Genomic DNA, 18,802 nt, shown 5'->3' on the forward strand with positions numbered 1-18,802 from the left:
TTTTATGGATTTTCGTTAGCAGGAAGTATCTGCGCCCGCACTTCGCCAAAGCCAACCCGCCCCTGCGGCTGTACACCGTAGCCACGCATGATGACTTCGTCATAGTCATGCAGGTAGATGCGTTGGTTTCCATCTTGCAGATTTACCGGAATTTTACCCGCCTGCGTTTGTTCCAGCAGGCAGCCGTGGCCGTTGGGTTCCGGGCCGCTGATGGTGCCGGAAGCCAGCAAATCGCCCACGCGGAGGTTACAGCCCGAGCTCGTATGATGTGCTATTTGCTGACGAACATTCCAGTACAAATGCCGGGCGTTGGTTTGGCAAAAGATTGAAGGTTCTGCGTCTGCGGGATTAATAGCTACCTCCAGCTGAATCGAAAAATTGTGTGCGCCTTCGTCCGCCAAATGCGGAAGTGGCCGGGGAGTTTGCTCAGGACCAAACACCCGCAAGGGCAGCAGGGCGTCGTAGGTTACTACCCAGGAAGAAATAGATGTTGCAAAATTTTTACTCAAAAAAGGCCCCAAAGGCTGATACTCCCAGCGCTGAATATCGCGGGCAGACCAATCGTTGACCAGTACAAATCCAAAGATATAGTCCTCTGCTTCCTCCAACCGGATGGGCCGACCGGATATAGAATTTTTCCCAATCAAAAAGCCCAGTTCCAGCTCGTAGTCAAGTGCTTGTGTGGGGATAAACACGGGAGCATCGGCACCTGCCGGCAACACTTGTCCAAACGGCCGCCGCACGGGCACCCCCGACACCTGCACCGACGAGGCCCGACCGTGGTAGGCTACGGGCAGGTGTTTCCAGTTGGGCATGAGGGGTTGTTCGGGGCGAAAAAGTTTACCGACGTTGGTGGCGTGTTCGAGAGATGAGTAAAAATCTGTATAATCGCCGATGGCAACAGGCAGGTGCATGTGTGCATCTTTTTGCCTGACAAGCACCCGGTCCGCTGCCTGATGCAGGGTAGAATTCGGAGTTGTTAATTCGTGTTGCAGGATCGTTCTCAGCCGTGATGCCTGCGCTCGTCCCCCATTCATGAGAGCATTAAGAGTGGACTGTTCAAAAACAGAAACCGCTACTTCGGCCTGGTCAAAAACCCCAAGCTGAGCAGCGGCAGTCATGTCAATGATGTATTCTCCAACGGCAACGCCCACCCGTGGCGGTTGACTAGCATGGCTAAATATACCAAACGGCAAATTGGCCAACGAGAAGTCAGAACTTTCTGAAATAGGTAGCCATGAAGCCGGGAAATTCATTCACTTTCGCTAAAATTATTATAAATCGAATCCATTATTCTTACAAACTGCTGATAATCAGACTCATTTAATTCACCCCATCCCTTGCGACGAATTTCGGCCACTACCGGAAACGCCTCGTTGCGAACCTGCGTTCCACGCTCGGTCATGAAGATATTAAACTTTCGGCGATCCCCTGCGGCCATCCTGCGTTCTACTAGTCCCTTCTTTTCGAGCAAGTCGATGATACGCGTCACCGTGGGCGGATCTTTGTACGTTACTTCCGCAAGCGCATTTTGACTAATACCTTCCTCTCTGGAAATGTGATCGATTAACACCCACTGATCCACGGTCAGGTCAATGCCATTTTCATTGAGTTTCTTTTGTAAAGCACTCCGTATTTTTTTGATTGTTGTATCAATCTTAAAAAAGTAAGCGCGCTGATCGGAATGATGCGTCATAGTACTATCCGCAGATGTTTAAAAGCCATTTTACACCCTACAAATATACTAGACACAAACTGTTGCTTTACTAATAAAATACTATTTTTTTTGCTATTTTTTTAGTAAACTGACTCTTTTTCCTCTATATTTTCTAATAATTTTTCAATTTCTGGCACGGAAGCATAAAGTTGTTCGTAACTGTCAATCACAAAGTAGTGTTCCTGAAAACGATCAATCTGATAGGGAGTATTCAGGATAACCTCTACATCAAAAGGCCGCTTTGGTACGTCGGGCCGCACGGAATAGGCACTTTCGCCCGGCGAGGACAAAATACCACCGCCATAGATTTTCTGCGCGCCATTTTCATGAATTAATCCAAACTCCACGGTGTACCAGTACAGCCTCGACAAGCGCTCAATCAGATGACTCTGCTCAATAAATCGTAGAGCTACCCGGCTCAAATCAGCCATAAAATCACAAAATGCCTGCTGACAGAGCAAAGGTACATGCCCGAAGGTATCATGAAACATATCGGGCTCTTCGAGGTAGTCGAGCTGCTCGGGACTTCGCAGCCATGTGGAGGCTGGAAATTGCCGGTTGGCCAAATGCTGATAAAATTCCTGATGCGGAATAAGTCCCGGCACCACGTACACTTCCCAGCCTGTCAAGGCCCGTAGCCGGGGGTTGGTTTCGGCAGTTAAATTGGGGATATGATCGGCCACGAAACCTACTTGTTCGATACCCGTCAGATAAGCCTCGCTTGCCAGGCGGGGCAAAATTTCCATTTGTCGTTCAAATAACCGTTTCCACATCAGGTGGTCAGTTTTTGTATATTTTTCATACGGCTGTTTCATAACTTTCATCGGTTAACGTGTGAATACCTACTCTAAAAAATAATCCAGGAACTAATTTTTACAGGGTTCCGCGCCGCGATTGTTCCCGTTCAATTGCTTCAAAGAGGGCTTTAAAATTTCCTTTACCAAAGGATTTTGCCCCTTTACGCTGAATAATTTCAAAGAAAAGCGTAGGACGCGGCATGATGGGCCGGGTAAAAATCTGTAAAAGATACCCTTCCTCATCGCGATCCACCAGAATACCGAGTTGCCGGAGTTCGGCTAACTCTTCGTCAATGTTCCCCACCCGACTCAGCAAATTGTGGTAGTACGTATCAGGAACCTCTAAAAATTCTACGCCACGGGCTTTCAGCTGCTGCACCGTTTCGATAATATCATCCGTCGCCACGGCAATATGCTGAATGCCGGGGCCATCATAAAAATCCAGGTACTCTTCTACCTGCGACTTTTTCCTCCCTTCGGCAGGTTCATTGATCGGGAACTTGATACGACCATTTCCATTGCTCATCACTTTGCTCATCAGGGCTGTGTAATCCGTCGAAATGTCCTGATCGTCAAACGAAACGAGTTGTTTGAACCCCATGATATCTGCATAAAATTCCACCCATGTATTCATTTCCTGCCAGCCGACATTTCCCACCATGTGGTCCACATAGCGCAAGCCTACATCCGCCGGTCGATAGTCAGGTTGCCACGCCCGGTAACCCGGCAAAAACACGCCGTCGTAGCTTTGTCTTTCTACAAAAACATGAACCGTATCGCCATAGGTATGTATTCCTGAAAGCACCACGTGGCCGGCTTCGTCCTGCCTAGCCATTGGTTTTAAGTACGGTTTTGCACCACGCCGGGTTGTTTCTTCAAAAGAATACCGGGCATCGTCTACCCAAAGGGCCACAACGCGCACCCCATCGCCGTGTCGGTCAAGATGTTTGCCCAGCTCTGTTCCTTTTTTTAGAGGTGAGGTAAGCACAAGCCGGATTTTATCCTGCACTACCACGTAGGATTCGCGGTCGGTCAGACCAGTTTCAAGGCCGGCATAAGCCAGCGGTTGAAAGCCAAAGGCCGTTTGAAAATAGTGAGCTGCCTGCCGGGCATTTCCTACATATAGTTCAATATAATCAGTACCATTAATGGGCAAAAAATCTACATCTGCCGATTGATTTTCTACCATTTCCAGTGTTTCAAACTTTTCCATACGTCTATTTTTTTACTACTTTACTTTAAGTAAAAGTCTTATTTCCAACTAAATAGCAAACTAACAGCCTGCGTAAATTTTACTTTTCCAGCCAGCTTGAAACATAAGCTCCGTCGTCCAGAGCAAGTGCCGCTTCGGTAAGCTGCAAGGGGTGAAATGTATCAATCATGACGGCTAGCTCGTGTGTTTCCTTTTTACCAATGCTGCGTTCATACGCTCCCGGATGCGGGCCGTGGGGAATACCGCCCGGATGCAGCGTAAGATCTCCGGAAGCAATCGAATTCCGGCTCATAAAATCTCCATCTACGTAGTACAGAACTTCGTCAGAATCAATATTGCTGTGGTTGTAAGGTGCCGGAATTGCCTTTGGATGGTAATCGTACAGCCGGGGACAAAACGAGCACACTACGCAGGCGTCGGTCTGAAACATTTGATGTACCGGCGGAGGTTGATGAATGCGTCCGGTTATTGGTTCAAAATCATGAATAGAAATTCCCCAGGGATAATTGTAGCCGTCCCAACCTACAACATCGAACGGATGTGCAGCGTAGACAACCGGATGTAACGCGTGGTTTTTCTTTATCTTAATTAAAAAATCACCCGTTTCGTCCTGCGTATACAATTCGGTTGGAAGCTTATAATCCCGTTCGCAGTAAGGGGCGTGTTCCTGCAATTGCCCAAAATGATTTCGGTATTTTTTGGGTGTAGTAATCGCCGAGCGCGACTCCATATAGAACAAACGATTATCTGCCGTAGCAAACTCAATTTGATAAATTACGCCTCGGGGAATCACGAGGTAGTCGCCATACTGAAAATCAATTGTTCCAAATAATGTGCGCAACCTGCCTTTTCCCCGATGAACAAAAAGGAGTTCATCCGCATCAGCATTTTTATAGAAATAGGTCGTAAGAGATTCAATCGGTGCCGCCACGCCAATCGTAAGCGCGGCATTTACGAGCAGTGGGATGCGACTTTCCAGAAAATCAGCAGCGGGCTTTGCCTTAAATCCTTCCAGCCGACGCATCGTCAGATTGTTGCTTACGGCAATTTTGGGCGCTACGTCAAGGGCTTCGCCAACGTGTTTTACCTGCGTTGGGCGGTGAATGTGGTACAGCGTAGACGCCATTCCGTCAAAACCAACCGTGCCGAATACCTGCTCGTGATACAGCCCGCCGGTTGACTTTTCAAACTGCGTATGTCGTTTGGGAGGTAGGTTTCCAAGTCGGTGGTAGATTGGCATAATTTGCTGGAATTTAAAGATGCTTTATCAATCATTGTTTAAGCAACAATTATAACAACAATTTACTATTCTAACAAATTTTAGGATTATTTTGTTTTTGCTTAAAAGCTTTACAGGAAAAGAATTACCCCCAAACGATCCTAAACGGCACAAAAAAAAGAGGTGTAACCTGTTCTAAAACAAGCTGCACCTCTATAAAAATGAATTTTCTTAAATCAATGAGTTGAAATGATCAGGCGGAATTCCGAGCGGCGTTGATGATTCCAAACATAGCGCGCATGATCAATTTATTGAGTACCTCCACGTCCATCGTCCGGTTTTCGGGAGTTTCGGATAGCATTTGCAAGGCATATTGCTGAATCGTGATAAGCGGAAGTACGATCCGCTCCCGAATTTTGATCGATTCTTTTGTCACAATATTACTATCAAGCAGCTCTTTCTGACCTGAAATTTCAAGTAATAATTTTCCGGTTCGGATAAACTCATCGTACATTTTATCCCACAATTCCCGGTAATCCTCTTCCTCTCGAAGGTACTCCGTAGCCGGGAAAAACGCTTTGGAAAGCGACTGCATGGAATTTTCGATGAGCGTGCGGAAAAAGAGCGATTTTTTGTAAAGCTTTTTCAATTCTTCCTGCTTGCCTTCGGCGCTGAGCTGCTCAATTGCCGATCCAAAGCCATAAAACCCAGGAACGTTCTGCTTCATTTGTGCCCATGATCCGACGAATGGAATGGCCCGCAAGTCTTCAAATTTAAGTCCTTCTCCATCGGCACCCCTCTTGGTGGGGCGGCTGCCAATGTTGGTTTGGCCATAAAACCGAAGCGGTGTTTTTAGATCCAGATATTTTACAAATGATGGATGATTTTTCAGATCCAGGTACGAGCGGTAAGCCGATTCTGCCAGCTCTTCGAGCAGTTCTCCATCCGCTTCGGTCAGTTGCTCGTCTTTACGGCTCGACCTGAACAGGCTATTTTCAAGACCCGCTGTGAACAGACGTTCAAGGTTAAACATTGCCGTTGGAACCGTACCATAGTTCGAGCTGATGGTCTGTCCCTGTACCGTTAGCTGTACCTCTTTATCCTCAATATTTTTACCAAGTGAGGCGTAGAAATTCTGATTATTTCCACCACCCCGACCGGGAGGACCTCCCCGACCGTCAAAAAACGTCACCTTAATTCCGAATTGGCGCGAGATTTTGGTCAGTTCTTCTTTGGCCTGATAGATCGACCAATTGGCACGCAGATAGCCCCCGTCTTTGGTCCCATCCGAAAAGCCAACCATAATCGTCTGATGATTTTCTCGGCGGGTCAGGTGGCTGCGATAGGCTTCATTTTCGTACAAGGTACGCATCACTTCTGCCGAATTGGCCAAATCGTCCACGGTTTCAAAAAGTGGAACTACATCAAGCGCAAGATGCCCCTTTTCGTCACCAATCAGGTTTTTCGCCAGTGCCCAAACGCCCATCACGTCCAGCGCGGTGGTTGAGTTACTAATCACATAGCGGTGTGCGCCCGGTTCGCCGTTGCGCGCCTGAATAGTTTTAATGGACTTCATAGACGCCAGAATATCCTTCGTCGTGGCGTCTTCATAGTCTTCTTCACGTAGTGGAATATTGAGCGAGAGCAAAAGGTCAATCTTGCGGGCTTCGTCCCAGCTCTGATATTCACTGTATTTTAGCAGCGGAATTTTTGTTTCCAGCCGTTTCAAAATATCCTCCCAGGCCTTGGTATGCTTCCGGCTGTCCTGACGAACATCCAGACTGGCAAAGAAAAATCCGAACAATTTTACTTTGATAATGAACAGATCCAGCGTTTCCAGAAAAAGCCCCTGATGCCTATCTACAAGGAATTGGCGAGCCTGCTGCAATTCGGCCATCAGCTCTTCTGCATTGGTATAGCCTTCTTCCTGCGGACCAAAAATGGTGCTGTTCATCTTCCGCTCCATTTCCGAAATCGTACCTTCAACACCTTTAAATGTCAGACGACGTTTAAGCACCCGAATATCGCGATAATAACCTCTCAGAAGCGAATCACGCAACTTTTCGGCTACTTTAAGCGTAATGTCCGCATTAACAAACGGGTTGCCGTCGCGGTCACCGCCAGGCCAGAAACCAAGCCGGAAGACCTGCGGGTAGGGCCAATCGTGGGCTGACATGCCTAATTCGTCAATCAGCTTTTTCAGGATTGCCGGTATCGCATCATAGAATACATTTTCCAAAAACCAGCACAGGCTTAGTGCTTCGTCATAGGGCGTGGGTTTGGCGTGATTGATGAAAGCCGTTTTGCCCAATTGCAAAATCAACTGATTAACCGTCGCAAAATCGTTTACCCGGATAGACTCTTCCAGATCGTTGATAATCCCCAGCACTTTTCCGGGATAAAACTGGGTGGGGTGCGCAGTGAGTACAATCCGAACGCTAAAATCCTGAAGCTTGTCCAGCATTTTTTTGCGCATAGATTCGGTATCCAGCCGATCTACAAGGTACTTAACCGATCCTTTGCCATTCATTTCGTGGGTTTGGTCAAAGGCTGCGTCCTCTACCGAATCAAACAAAACAACCTGTCGCTCAATATATTGAATAAACGCAAAGAGCAAATCCATGCGTTCTTTGGGCGTTGCCTCTTCGAGCAGCTCTTCAAAGAAATGTTCAATAATCTGCCGGGGCGATTTTCCTGCCGCAAAACCTTCTTCACTTTTTTGAGTAAGCAAAGGCAATAAAGAGCCCGTCTGATAGACTCCCCGATAGGGCAAACTCAGGAAAAGGCTATTGAAAATATTGTACTTCGTTACGACTGCGTCCTGAAAAATATGGCTCATGGAAAATGGACGAAATTAAATTTTGGATCTATTTAACTAGGCAAATATAGCCCTAAAAATTGGTTTCAGGCTTTGGGATGCGCCTGTTGATGGGTTTTTTTGAGTTTCTCGATGGAGTTGTGCGTGTAGATTTGGGTAGCCGCAAAGTTGGCATGTCCCAGCAATTCCTTGATGGCGTTCAGGTCAGCGCCCCGGTTCAAAAGGTGTGTAGCATAGGTATGCCGCAGCACGTGGGGGCTTTTTTGGGCAAGGGTCGTAACTGCTGACAGGTAATTTTTGACCGTTCGCTGCACAAACACAGCGTAGGCCGGTTTAAATTTATCCGTCAAAATAAGAATATCTGACGATTCAAGCGCGCCCCGCTGTGCGAGGTACTCCGTGAGAGCCTGCACCAACAAACCCGTAATCGGGATCAGCCGTTCTTTGGAGCCTTTTCCCGTCACCCGAATCAACCGCTGTTCCAGGTCAATATCCTTTATCCGTAGAGTAATCAGTTCGGTCAGACGCATCCCGGTTCCGTAAAGCAGTTCCAGAATGATGCGGTCGCGGAGCCCCGAAAAATCATCAGAAAACACCCCTTCCTCAAAAAGTACTTCCATGGCTTTCTCTTCCACATAAGCAGGCAGCTTTTTCTTCTCTTTCAGGGCGTGGAGAGTTTTGGTCGGATCGCTGGGAATGAGATTTCGTCGGCGTAAAAATCCGTAGAATGAGCGAAGCGTGGCCATTTTACGGTTCAGAGAAGTTGGCTTTATATTTTCTTCAACCATACTTACCACCCACGAACGAAGCTGCTGAGAGGAGGCAGTATGCGGTTCGGCGCACTCATATTGCAGCAGCAGGTAGGTTGTCAACTGCTGCAAATCAGAGCTATAAGCGGTGAGCGTGTGCTCACTGAGGCGCTTTTCGTGGCGCAAATGATCCAGAAATAGTGTTATCATTGGCACAACATACGAAAAGCGGCTATCCTGAACAAGACAGCCGCTTACAATTTTCTGTATAAACAGGATATATCTCTCCCGTCAACTAGCTCAGAAAAGCCAAATTATTGACTAATCTTCGAGGTGACCGTAGGTTTTTTGCTTGTAAATAGCATTCAAAACCTCGTGACGACGTTTGATGGAAGGCTTCACAAAAGCCGTCCGTGCACGAAGCTGACGCATTGTACCAGTTCTTTCAAATTTCTTTTTGTAACGCTTCAAAGCGCGATCAATGGACTCGTTGTCTTTAACGTTAATGATAAGCATAGGAGCTATATACTGTTTTTATGATTGTTCTCAAATTTCGGACTGCAAAGAAAACGCAGATTTACCAGAAAATCAAGAGTTAACTATTCTAAAATTCAACTATTTTTGGTTTTTTAATCAAAACATCTTTGAATGGCTCTTTTACCCCTGTTTCTATGACTGACCGGCTGGGAATAATTGACTTAGGCACCAATACGTTTCATCTGCTGATCGTGGAGAAACGCGCTGACGGGGGCAGCACTACCCTTTTTCATGAGAGCCGCGCCGCCAAAATCGGGGAAGGGGGCATCAATCGCCAAACGATCACCGAAGCAGCTACCGAACGCGCGTTGACCGTTTTGCGCTTTTTTCGTCAAAAACTGGAAGAATTTGACGTAGAGCTTACCCGTACGTTTGCGTTTGGTACAAGTGCGATTCGCAACGCGGACAATGGAGAACAATTTTGTCAACTCGTGGAAAAAGAAACAGGCATTCATATTCAGCAAATTGACGGCAATCAGGAGGCATTACTCATTTATGAAGGCGTGCGCAATGCGCTGGATCTGGGCACTGAGCCTTCGCTGATTATGGACATCGGCGGCGGGAGTGTGGAGTTTATTCTAGGCAATCAGCAGCAGATTTTCTGGAAGCAGAGTTTTGAAATCGGTGGACAGCGCCTGATGGAAAAATTTATGCGTACCGATCCACTTACAAATTCTGACCGACAGCGGCTTTACAATTATTTTGACGAACAGTTAATTCCCCTCGCCAATGCCATTCATCAGTATGCCCCTACGGCATTGGTAGGTTCTTCCGGAACCTTTGATACGCTTGTAGCAATGGATTATCAGCATCGGTTGGGTGAGTGGCCTGCGGCCACCGAGACAGGTTTTGACTTATCGCTCGAAGAGTTTTATCGTAGCTTTGAACTACTGTTGACCCGCAATGCAGCGGAGCGGCTTACCATTCCGGGGATGATTCCCCTGCGGGTCAATATGATTGTGGTAGCCGTGTGTTTGATTGATTATGTGTTGAAAAAATATAAAATTCCGCACCTTCGTGTTTCAAGTTATGCCTTGAAAGAAGGTGCATTAGCTCACGTTCTGAAAGACTTTTGATCACACAAATTATTTACATGACAGCAAAAACGCATACAATCTCCGTCAGTCGAACGGCCCGCTATTTTACCCTCGGCGAACTCAATGAAACTACCGAACGGGTATGGTTTGTACTGCATGGATATGGACAACTTGCGGAATATTTTATCCGAAAGTTCGAGAAGCTGAACGATGGCAGAACACTCGTAGTGGCGCCCGAAGCTCTTTCCCGTTTTTATACCGACGCAGAATATAAGCGGGTCGGGGCATCGTGGATGACCCGGCAATCGTCTAAGACAGAAATAGATGACTATGTCGCTTACCTCGAAAGTATTTACAAAACAATTTTTGAAAAAGGCCTTCCAAAAGCCATTCAGCTAACCGTATTTGGGTTTTCGCAAGGTGCCACCACGGCCTGCCGTTGGCTCAATCAGGGTACGATCAGCTGTGATCGGCTGGTAATTTGGGCGGGATATTTTGCCAATGGCATTCAGGATGTGATTGATCCCGCCCGTATTCCGTCACAAACGTATTACATTTTCGGCGATCAGGATCAGTTTCTCAACCAAATCGACTTCCCGGAATATCTGGTGCAGCTACGCAAACAGATTCCCGGCCTGAATATCCTGGATTACGCAGGAACTCACACCGTCGATCCCGAGATTTTGGGTCTGTATTTTGGCAATCAGAAATAAAATAGCGCTCCTCTTTACATTCTATTTACTTACGATAAACCGTCGTGGCCGCTGCCTGCGCTGAGGCCAAAATGGTCATGTCCGAAATCGTCACGTGGGCGGGTGCCAATACTGCATAGGCGATACAATCGGCAATATCCTCGGCGCGCAGGGGCACAAACCCTTCATACACCTTTCCGGCACGAGCTTCATCACCCTTAAAACGAATGAGCGAAAACTCCGTTTCTACCGCACCCGGTGCAATGTTTGTTACCTTGATTCCGTGCTTGGTCAGGTCCAGACGCATACCTTCACTGAGAGCTTCTACGGCGGCTTTGGAAGCACAGTACACCGTTCCGTTGGCGTAGGTTTCTTTACCCGCAATCGAGCTGATATTTACAATATGACCTTTTCCCCGCAACACCATGCCAGGAGTCACTGCTTTGGTGACGTAAAGCAATCCTTTTACGTTGCTGTCGAGCATGGCGTCCCAATCGGCAGGATCGCCCACCTCAATGGAGTCAAAGCCATGAGCATTTCCAGCATTATTTACCAGGATATCAATTGCCTGCCATTCCGCCGGCAGCGAGTCAATGGCGTGTGTAACGGCCTTGCGGTCGCTGACGTCAAAGGTAAGAATGGTTGTGCGGGTATAGGGAGCAAGTGTCTCGCTCAGTTCGCGCAGGCGGTCCTCGCGGCGCCCGCAAAGAATGAGGTCAATCCCGCTTTTTGACAACGCCATGGCGGTGGCTTTTCCAATGCCGGACGAAGCGCCCGTTATAAGTGCAATTCTGGACATACGATCTAAGTTAATTGATTTTACAAAGCACAAATTAGACTTAATTTGTTAAAAAAATCTGTACCATTGAATTTTTACTGGGCTACTCTACTGTTTTTATAGGAGAAGTTTCCTGTAAATACGATTTACTATCAAACCAGAAAACTTCCTTACGGTCTGGCATGTTTCTAAATTTTACCTACCAATCAACCGCTCCAAATAAATAGTATGTCTGCTTCCGCACGTCCGATTTATCTCGACTACAACGCCACTACTCCGCTTGATCAGCGCGTGCTCGACAGCATGATGCCGTGGCTGACCGGGAACTTTGGCAATGCCGCGAGCCGAACACACCTCTACGGCTGGGAAGCAGCCGAAGCCGTCGCCACAGCCCGACAACAGGTAGCAAGGATTTTGGGGGCTACTGAAAAAGAAATTGTGTTTACGAGCGGTGCCACCGAATCCAACAATCTGGCACTTAAAGGTGCTTTTGAAGCGCTCGGAGCCTCCCGAAAACATATTATTACGGTAGCCACCGAGCACAAGGCAGTGCTTGACACCTGTCAGCACCTGGAAGCATTTGGCGCAGAAGTAACCTACCTGCTGCCGGATTCAGACGGGCTCATTTGTCCGGAACAGGTTCAGGACGCCCTTCGGCCCGATACCCTGCTGGTGTCGGTGATGTACGCCAACAACGAAATCGGCGTGATTCAACCCATTATCGAAATCGGCAGTCTGTGCCGAAAAGCCGGTGTACTCTTCCATACCGATGCCACGCAGGCCGTGGGCAAAGTGCCGATTGACGTCCAACACGCTGCCATTGATCTGCTGAGTTTGTCGGCCCACAAACTGTACGGCCCCAAAGGCGTGGGTGCATTGTATGTCCGCAAGGGCATTTCGCTTACGGCTCAGCTTGACGGCGGACGCCACGAGCGCGGCCTGCGCTCCGGTACGCTCAACGTGCCCGGCATTGTGGGGCTCGGTGTGGCCTGTGCGCTGGCTCAAAAAGAACTCGCTAAGGAATCAACCAGGCTAACAGAATTACGAAATACGCTGGAAAACAACCTCATAAACTCTCTCCTCAACACGCAAATCAACGGCCACCGCACGCAGCGATTGCCGCAAACCACCAACATTTCGTTTGGCGGGCTCGACGGCGAAGAACTGCTCATGTCGCTGCACCGACTGGCAGTTTCCAACGGATCGGCTTGTACGTCGGCCTCGGTGGAGCCTTCGTTTGTACTCAAAGCCCTCGGCCTGCCCGACGACCTGGCTCATGCCTCTATTCGTTTTAGCCTCGGTCGTTTCACAACTTCCGAAGATATTGATCTGGCAATCGGCCATATACTGGAAGTGGTGTCGAGGATTCGGAATGGGGCGTAGTATGTACGGGGAAAAAGTGAAGACAATAAAGTGTAGTTTTCACTTCGGCTAATACCTTACAGCGCACTTTTACTCCTCATAGTACTATTTCATCTTTAAATTATATATATTTGATACCCCAACCCCAGGAAATGACGGATTGCGTTGTGGCAGGTTGGGCGGCATAGACCGAAGAAATAGAAAATCCTATCTACTGTCAGGCATGAAAACTAAACCTTCTCTGGATATTTCCAAACACCTTACAGGCCGAAAGCTTGACGATATGGTCGAAAATCGCACCGCCTACGCGCTGCACATGGCCGAGCTCAATATCTACGAAACCCACGCCCGGGCCGAAGATATTCAGCTGTCGTTCAATTATCCGGTGCTGGCAAGTATGATTCAGGGAAAAAAAGTGATGCATTTGGACGGTGTTGCGGCGTTTGATTTTTTTCCGGGTCAGTCCGTTTTGGTTCCCGGCGATGGGGTCATGCGTATCGACTTCCCGGAAGCGACCCTGCAAAGTCCTACGCAGTGCCTTGCATTGGCCCTTTCGGAAGAAAAAATACACAAACTTACGGATGATCTCAACGAGCGTGCGCCGCTCATTGATAGTGCCGATGGCTGGCAGTTTACGCCTGACAATCTATATTTTACCAATGATGAAACCATCAATCAGCTCCTCAACCGTCTGATTTTTGTGTGTACCGAAGGCAATTCCGCCCGCGATTACTTTGCTGAATTGATCTTGCAGGAACTCACCATCCGCCTGATGCAAACCAAGGCGCGCAACGTGCTCATGGCCAATTCGCAGGCACATGCTCACCGCAATCGCCTGGCGTATGCCATTCAGTATCTGCGGCAACATTTGCACGAGAGTATCTCTGTGGCCACGCTTGCGGAGCAGGCCTGCATGAGCGAGCCTACGTTTTACCGCAGTTTTAAGCAGCAATTTGGATTTTCGCCCATAGAGTTTATCAACCGCGAGCGCATTCGGCTGGCGTCGGAACTACTGCTTCAGCCCGATCGTACGATTACGGACGTGGCCTTTGCCTGCGGGTTCAACCACGTCAATTATTTCCTGAAAGTTTTTCGGAAAAATACCGGCCTTACGCCAACACAATACAAAGAACGACACCTCGCACGGCTACAAACACAAAACGCCCTTTGGGTTACGTCCGAATCCTGGCAAAACGGCGCATTCTGATTTTTCATATACCCTTATTTATTTCTTTCCCCTACTTTGTTTACCTGTTCGATCTGATAGAATCGTGTAGCAAGTTGATGCAATCGTCCTTATTTATTGAATAATTCTATTATAAATTTGAACTCTTTCACTTTTATGACTAGAAATAACTATGGACTTAACTGGCTCACACATCCTGAATGCTGATACCAACCGCATTTGGGCTATGCTGATGGATACGGACACACTCGCCCGCATTGTACCGGGCATTACACGACTGGAAAAAACCGCCGAAAATGAATACAAGGCGGTTGCTGAAATAAAAATGGGGCCCGTGAGCGGCTCTTTTTCGGGGGGATTGACGCTTCAGGATATTCGGGAAGGCGAAGGCTATACCCTGCACGTGAAGCAAAGCAGCAAAATCGGCAATGCTGACGCTACCATTCGCATTGACCTGAAACCCACTGACGAAGGCCACACCGAGCTCGTTTTTGACGGCGGTGCCAAGCTGTCGGGGCTGTTGGCCCGCACCGGAAACCGCGTCATGAGTGGCGTAGCTCATACGCTGACAAAACAGTTTTTCAACAATTTCGAGCAGGAAATAGAAACAGTATGACGAGGCACATTTCTCCCTGAATCACATCAAATTACGTTTTCCAAAACCTTATAAATACCCTTAAACCTATGGCAAAAATTACGGTAAAAGTTAATGGCAAAGTATACTCGCACGAAGTAGAGCCACGCCTGTTGCTGGCGCATTATCTGCGGGAAGTACTGAGCCTCACCGGCACACACATTGGCTGCGATACCAGTAGCTGCGGCTCCTGCACCATTCACCTGGATGGCCAATCCGTCAAGTCTTGCTCTATGTTGGCCGTACAGGCCGACGGCTGTGAAATTACGACAATTGAAGGCTTGGCGCCTTCGGGCAGCGAACTGCACCCCTTGCAGGAAGGCTTCAAAGAGTGCCACGGGCTGCAATGCGGTTTTTGTACGACGGGCATGATTATGTCTGCGGCAGATTTTCTTCAATCGAACCCGGACCCTAGCGAAGAACAAATTCGGCACGCATTGGAAGGTAATTTCTGCCGCTGCACCGGCTACCACAACATTGTTAAATCAGTACAATGGGCTGCGCAGAAAATGAAGGAAGATAAAGCCGTAACCGCCTGATCGAACGAAGCGATTCACCTCGTTCATTTGCGCAGGTATTTCTCCCAGCATTTAAAGTTTATACATATAAAAACTTTCTTATGTTTTTGAGAAACTTAATTTATCTCCCTCAAAATTAAATATTTATAAAACCTAATTGCTAACAGCTTAACAGCTAACAGCTCCTTATTCAATCACTCATTCAACCCAAAGCATTTATGAGTAATAAATATATTGGTCAATCGGTGAGGCGTACCGAAGACAAGCGCTACATCACCGGAAAAGGCCGCTATACCGACGATATAAAACTAGTGGGCATGACCCACGCTTCTTTTGTAAGGAGTCCATATGCTCACGCCAGGGTAATCAGCATTGATCTATCTGCTGCCCAAAACATGCCGGGCGTGGTCGCCATTTTTACCGGCGACGACATCAAGGCCACGGGCATTGTGGGTGTGCCGACAGGATGGCAGGTTAATTTCAAAAATGGCGATACTATGAAGGAACCGCCTCATCCCCTGCTGATTGCAACCGGCAGCACGTCCAAGCATATCGGCGACCCGGTGGCGGTTGTCATTGCGGAAACCTATGCAGCCGCAGTAGATGCCTCCGAGGCCGTAGAAGTGGAATGGGAAGAACTTGACGCTGTAACGGATCCGTTCAAAGCAGCTCAGGAAGGCGCAGCACTCGTGCACGCTGACGCTCCCGGCAACCTGGCTTTTGACTGGGAGCTGGGCAATCCGCTCAGCGAAGTTGACGAGGCTATCGCGCAGTCGGCGCATGTTACATCGCTCGAATTTGTGAATCAGCGCATGATTCCAAACGCCATTGAGCCGCGCGCCTATATTGGTCATTATGAAGAACATATTGATAAATACACGCTGTATACCTCCACGCAAAATCCGCATTTGATACGTCTGTTGATGTGTGCTTTTGTGCTTGGCCTGCCCGAACATAAAGTACGTGTGCTGGGGCCGGACGTAGGCGGTGGTTTTGGGTCAAAAATTTTCCACTATACGGAAGAAGCGCTCGTGACCTGGGCTTCCAAACAAATTAACCGGCCCATTAAATGGACCGAAACCCGCTCGGAGGCATTCATGCTCGACGCTCACGGCCGCGACCACGTGACAAAAGCCGAAATGGGATTTGACGCCGACGGAAACGTGCAGGCACTGCGCATAAAAACCTATGCAAACCTTGGTGCCTACCTGTCGACTTTTGCCCCGGCAGTGCCTACGTATCTGCACGGAACACTTTTGCAGGGGTTATACACTACTCCCAAAATCCACATTGATCTGTGCGGGATGTTTACGCATACCGTGGCCGTGGATGCCTACCGAGGAGCCGGACGCCCCGAAGCTACCTACCTGTTGGAACGCCTCATGGATTTGGCCGCGCTGGAAATGGGGAAAGATCCGGTGCAGCTGCGCAAGCAGAATTTTATTCCGGCATTTAATGGCGTAAGCGAGCCCGGCTACCAAACACAAGTGGCGCTGCAATACGACTCCGGGAACTATCAGGGAGTGCTGGATCGTGGTGTAGAAATGCTGGGCTACGAAAATTTCCGGCAGATGCAACGCGAAGCTGCCCAAAATGGCAAACTCCTGGGTGTCGGATTTTCGACCTACGTAGAAGCTTGCGGCATTGCTCCTTCCGCCGTTGTGGGCGCATTGGGTGCGCGCGCCGGACTTTATGAATCGGCGCAGGTACGCGTGCAGCCTACGGGCAAAGTAAGCGTGTACTCGGGCTCCCACTCGCACGGACAGGGTCACGAAACCACCTTTGCGCAGGTCGTGGCTGACAAGCTCGGAATTCCGATGGAAGATGTAGACATCATTCACGGCGACTCTGACGCAGTGGCCTTCGGTATGGGAACCTACGGCTCACGTAGCCTTGCGGTGGGTGGCTCGGCGATTGTCAAAAGTATTGAGAAAGTATTGGAAAAAGGTGCGAAAATTGCCGCACACAAGCTCGAATGCGCCGAAGGCGACCTCGAATATGCCGAAGGAAAATGGACAGTGAAAGGAACCGACCAATCGGTTAGTTTTGGCGACGTTGCCCTTACGGCTTACGTACCACACGTCTACCCGCAGGGCCTCGAACCCGGCCTGGATTTTTCGAGTTTCTACGATCCGGCCAATTTTACCTATCCATTTGGCTGTCATATTGCCGTTGTAGAAGTGGATACAGAAACCGGGAAAGTAACTCTCAAACGATTTATTGCCGTAGACGACGTTGGAAATGTGGTTAACCCCATGATTGTAGACGGCCAAATCCACGGAGGACTGGCGCAGGGAATCGGGCAGGCGCTGCTGGAAGGCGCTATTTACGATGAAAATGGACAGTTGATTAACGGTTCGTACATGGATTATGCCATGCCTCGTGCCGACGATTTGCCGATGTTTGAACTCGACCGTCAGGAAACTCCCTGCCCGCACAATCCGCTGGGTGTAAAGGGAGCCGGTGAGGCGGGCTGCATTGGTTCTACGCCTGCCGTGGTAAATGCGGTGATTGATGCACTTTGGAGTGGCGGACATCCTGTGAAGGATATTCGCATGCCACTCACCCCGGAACGCGTGTGGCGTGCTATGCAATCGTGAGGCAGATTTCTATTTTCTTTCATCCTAAACACAAAATCTACGTATGATTTCTTACGAATTTGACTATACAAGGCCCGATACGGTAGAAGCAGCACTCGACCTGCTGGACGACGACAGCAAGATTCTGGCCGGTGGGCATAGCCTGATTCCGGCGCTCAAACTGCGACTTTCGGCACCCGGAAAACTAATTGACATCGCCCGCATTCCGTCCCTGAAAGGAATAAAAATGGACGGGAATGAGCTGGTCATTGGTGCTGCCGCTACGCATAGCGACATTCTGGAATCGGATCTGATTAAGCAGCATTTACCGATGTTTGCCGAAGGTGCCGCTCTCATTGGCGACCCCATGATCCGGCACAAAGGAACTCTCGGGGGCAGCCTTGCCCACGCTGACCCCTCTGCCGACTGGCCCGCTATGGTACTTGCCGCTGAGGGAACCGTGGTGGTGCAGAGTAAAACGGGAACACGGTCCATTAGCTCGGATGATTTCTTTACCGGTTTTTATTCCACTGCCCTGGAAAGCGGAGAGATTATCACCGAAATCCGTTTTCCGATTCCGGCAGAAGGCACCAAAATGACGTACCAGAAATTTGTACAACCGGCTTCCCGTTTTGCGATTGTAGGGTGTGCTGCTTTGCGTCATCCTGACGGCACGGCGCGGGTTGCCTTTACGGGCGTAGCCGATGCGCCCTTTCGTGATACAGCCGTAGAAAATGCCGTGGGCGATTGGTCGGAAGAGGCCCTGGAAGCAGCCGTTGCATTAACTGCTCAGGGTATGGAGTTTAATGTAGACCACTATGCCTCCGAAACCTACCGGCATCATTTGGCGCGGGTCTATTGCAGAAAAGCTTTGAAAGCCCTTCTTTATTAATAATGTCTCGTGTTTTTTGAATGAAAGAATGACTACCCGTTTGTTTTCTGATAGTCTTCTTTCATTCAAAAACA

The 18,802-nt window shown here is 48.7% G+C and carries 17 protein-coding genes; 8 read left to right on the forward strand and 9 right to left on the reverse strand.

Translation table 11 applies throughout. From position 1 onward, the window contains the following. Nucleotides 1-2: 2 nt before the first annotated feature. The 8 genes from fahA to rpsU all read right to left on the reverse strand — a co-directional run bounded on the left by fahA (nucleotide 3) and on the right by rpsU (nucleotide 9,029). A complete protein-coding gene (gene fahA / locus EZE20_RS08775) occupies nucleotides 3-1,256 on the reverse strand; it encodes a fumarylacetoacetase (protein WP_132116636.1) in 1,254 nt (417 codons plus the stop codon). After that, the gene (locus EZE20_RS08780; protein WP_132116638.1) at nucleotides 1,253-1,696 is read right to left on the reverse strand and encodes a MarR family winged helix-turn-helix transcriptional regulator; all 444 of its coding nucleotides are present in this window, start codon (nucleotides 1,694-1,696) and stop codon (nucleotides 1,253-1,255) included. Before EZE20_RS08780 ends, fahA begins: the two co-directional genes overlap by 4 nt. 101 nt (nucleotides 1,697-1,797) lie before the next feature. Then, the gene (locus tag EZE20_RS08785) at nucleotides 1,798-2,532 is read right to left on the reverse strand and encodes a phenylalanine 4-monooxygenase (RefSeq protein ID WP_132116640.1); all 735 of its coding nucleotides are present in this window, start codon (nucleotides 2,530-2,532) and stop codon (nucleotides 1,798-1,800) included. A gap of 58 nt (nucleotides 2,533-2,590) precedes the next feature. Beyond that, a complete protein-coding gene (gene hppD, locus EZE20_RS08790) occupies nucleotides 2,591-3,727 on the reverse strand; it encodes a 4-hydroxyphenylpyruvate dioxygenase (protein ID WP_132116642.1) in 1,137 nt (378 codons plus the stop codon). Between the two features lie 79 nt (nucleotides 3,728-3,806). Then, complete coding sequence (locus EZE20_RS08795) at nucleotides 3,807-4,967, reverse strand: homogentisate 1,2-dioxygenase (RefSeq protein WP_132116644.1); 1,161 nt, start codon at nucleotides 4,965-4,967, stop codon at nucleotides 3,807-3,809. A gap of 232 nt (nucleotides 4,968-5,199) precedes the next feature. Further along, a complete protein-coding gene (locus EZE20_RS08800; protein WP_132116646.1) occupies nucleotides 5,200-7,785 on the reverse strand; it encodes a phosphoenolpyruvate carboxylase in 2,586 nt (861 codons plus the stop codon). 65 nt (nucleotides 7,786-7,850) lie between these two features. Next, nucleotides 7,851-8,723 (reverse strand): tyrosine-type recombinase/integrase, encoded by an 873-nt coding sequence (locus EZE20_RS08805; RefSeq protein ID WP_132116648.1) that lies wholly within the window; start codon nucleotides 8,721-8,723, stop codon nucleotides 7,851-7,853. A gap of 111 nt (nucleotides 8,724-8,834) precedes the next feature. Next, nucleotides 8,835-9,029, reverse strand: coding sequence for a 30S ribosomal protein S21 (rpsU, locus tag EZE20_RS08810; protein WP_132116650.1), 195 nt, complete (start codon nucleotides 9,027-9,029; stop codon nucleotides 8,835-8,837). Between the two features lie 155 nt (nucleotides 9,030-9,184). Between rpsU and EZE20_RS08815 the strand changes: the two genes are divergently transcribed. Continuing rightward, nucleotides 9,185-10,126, forward strand: coding sequence for a Ppx/GppA phosphatase family protein (locus tag EZE20_RS08815; RefSeq protein ID WP_132116652.1), 942 nt, complete (start codon nucleotides 9,185-9,187; stop codon nucleotides 10,124-10,126). A gap of 17 nt (nucleotides 10,127-10,143) precedes the next feature. Then, a complete protein-coding gene (locus tag EZE20_RS08820) occupies nucleotides 10,144-10,800 on the forward strand; it encodes an alpha/beta hydrolase (protein WP_132116654.1) in 657 nt (218 codons plus the stop codon). A 25-nt stretch (nucleotides 10,801-10,825) separates the two neighbouring features. Here EZE20_RS08820 and EZE20_RS08825 read toward each other — a convergent pair whose 3' ends face one another. After that, nucleotides 10,826-11,578, reverse strand: a complete 753-nt coding sequence (locus tag EZE20_RS08825; RefSeq protein ID WP_132116656.1) for an SDR family NAD(P)-dependent oxidoreductase — start codon at nucleotides 11,576-11,578, stop codon at nucleotides 10,826-10,828. A 207-nt stretch (nucleotides 11,579-11,785) separates the two neighbouring features. Here EZE20_RS08825 and EZE20_RS08830 point away from each other — a divergent pair, with 207 nt between their 5' ends. The 6 genes from EZE20_RS08830 (at nucleotide 11,786) to EZE20_RS08855 (ending at nucleotide 18,728) form a co-directional block, all read left to right on the forward strand. Continuing rightward, the gene (locus tag EZE20_RS08830; protein ID WP_132116658.1) at nucleotides 11,786-12,940 is read left to right on the forward strand and encodes a cysteine desulfurase family protein; all 1,155 of its coding nucleotides are present in this window, start codon (nucleotides 11,786-11,788) and stop codon (nucleotides 12,938-12,940) included. 202 nt (nucleotides 12,941-13,142) lie between these two features. After that, nucleotides 13,143-14,126 (forward strand): AraC family transcriptional regulator, encoded by a 984-nt coding sequence (locus EZE20_RS08835; protein ID WP_132116660.1) that lies wholly within the window; start codon nucleotides 13,143-13,145, stop codon nucleotides 14,124-14,126. Nucleotides 14,127-14,277: 151 nt separating this feature from the next. Further along, the gene (locus EZE20_RS08840; protein ID WP_132116662.1) at nucleotides 14,278-14,721 is read left to right on the forward strand and encodes a CoxG family protein; all 444 of its coding nucleotides are present in this window, start codon (nucleotides 14,278-14,280) and stop codon (nucleotides 14,719-14,721) included. A gap of 68 nt (nucleotides 14,722-14,789) precedes the next feature. Beyond that, a complete protein-coding gene (locus EZE20_RS08845; RefSeq protein WP_132116664.1) occupies nucleotides 14,790-15,278 on the forward strand; it encodes a (2Fe-2S)-binding protein in 489 nt (162 codons plus the stop codon). A gap of 197 nt (nucleotides 15,279-15,475) precedes the next feature. Beyond that, complete coding sequence (locus EZE20_RS08850; RefSeq protein WP_132116666.1) at nucleotides 15,476-17,857, forward strand: xanthine dehydrogenase family protein molybdopterin-binding subunit; 2,382 nt, start codon at nucleotides 15,476-15,478, stop codon at nucleotides 17,855-17,857. Nucleotides 17,858-17,900: 43 nt separating this feature from the next. Continuing rightward, complete coding sequence (locus EZE20_RS08855) at nucleotides 17,901-18,728, forward strand: FAD binding domain-containing protein (protein ID WP_132116668.1); 828 nt, start codon at nucleotides 17,901-17,903, stop codon at nucleotides 18,726-18,728. The last annotated feature ends 74 nt before the right edge of the window (nucleotides 18,729-18,802 follow it).

It is taken from the genome of Arundinibacter roseus (assembly GCF_004348825.1).
In the GTDB taxonomy this organism is placed as follows: domain Bacteria; phylum Bacteroidota; class Bacteroidia; order Cytophagales; family Spirosomataceae; genus Arundinibacter; species Arundinibacter roseus.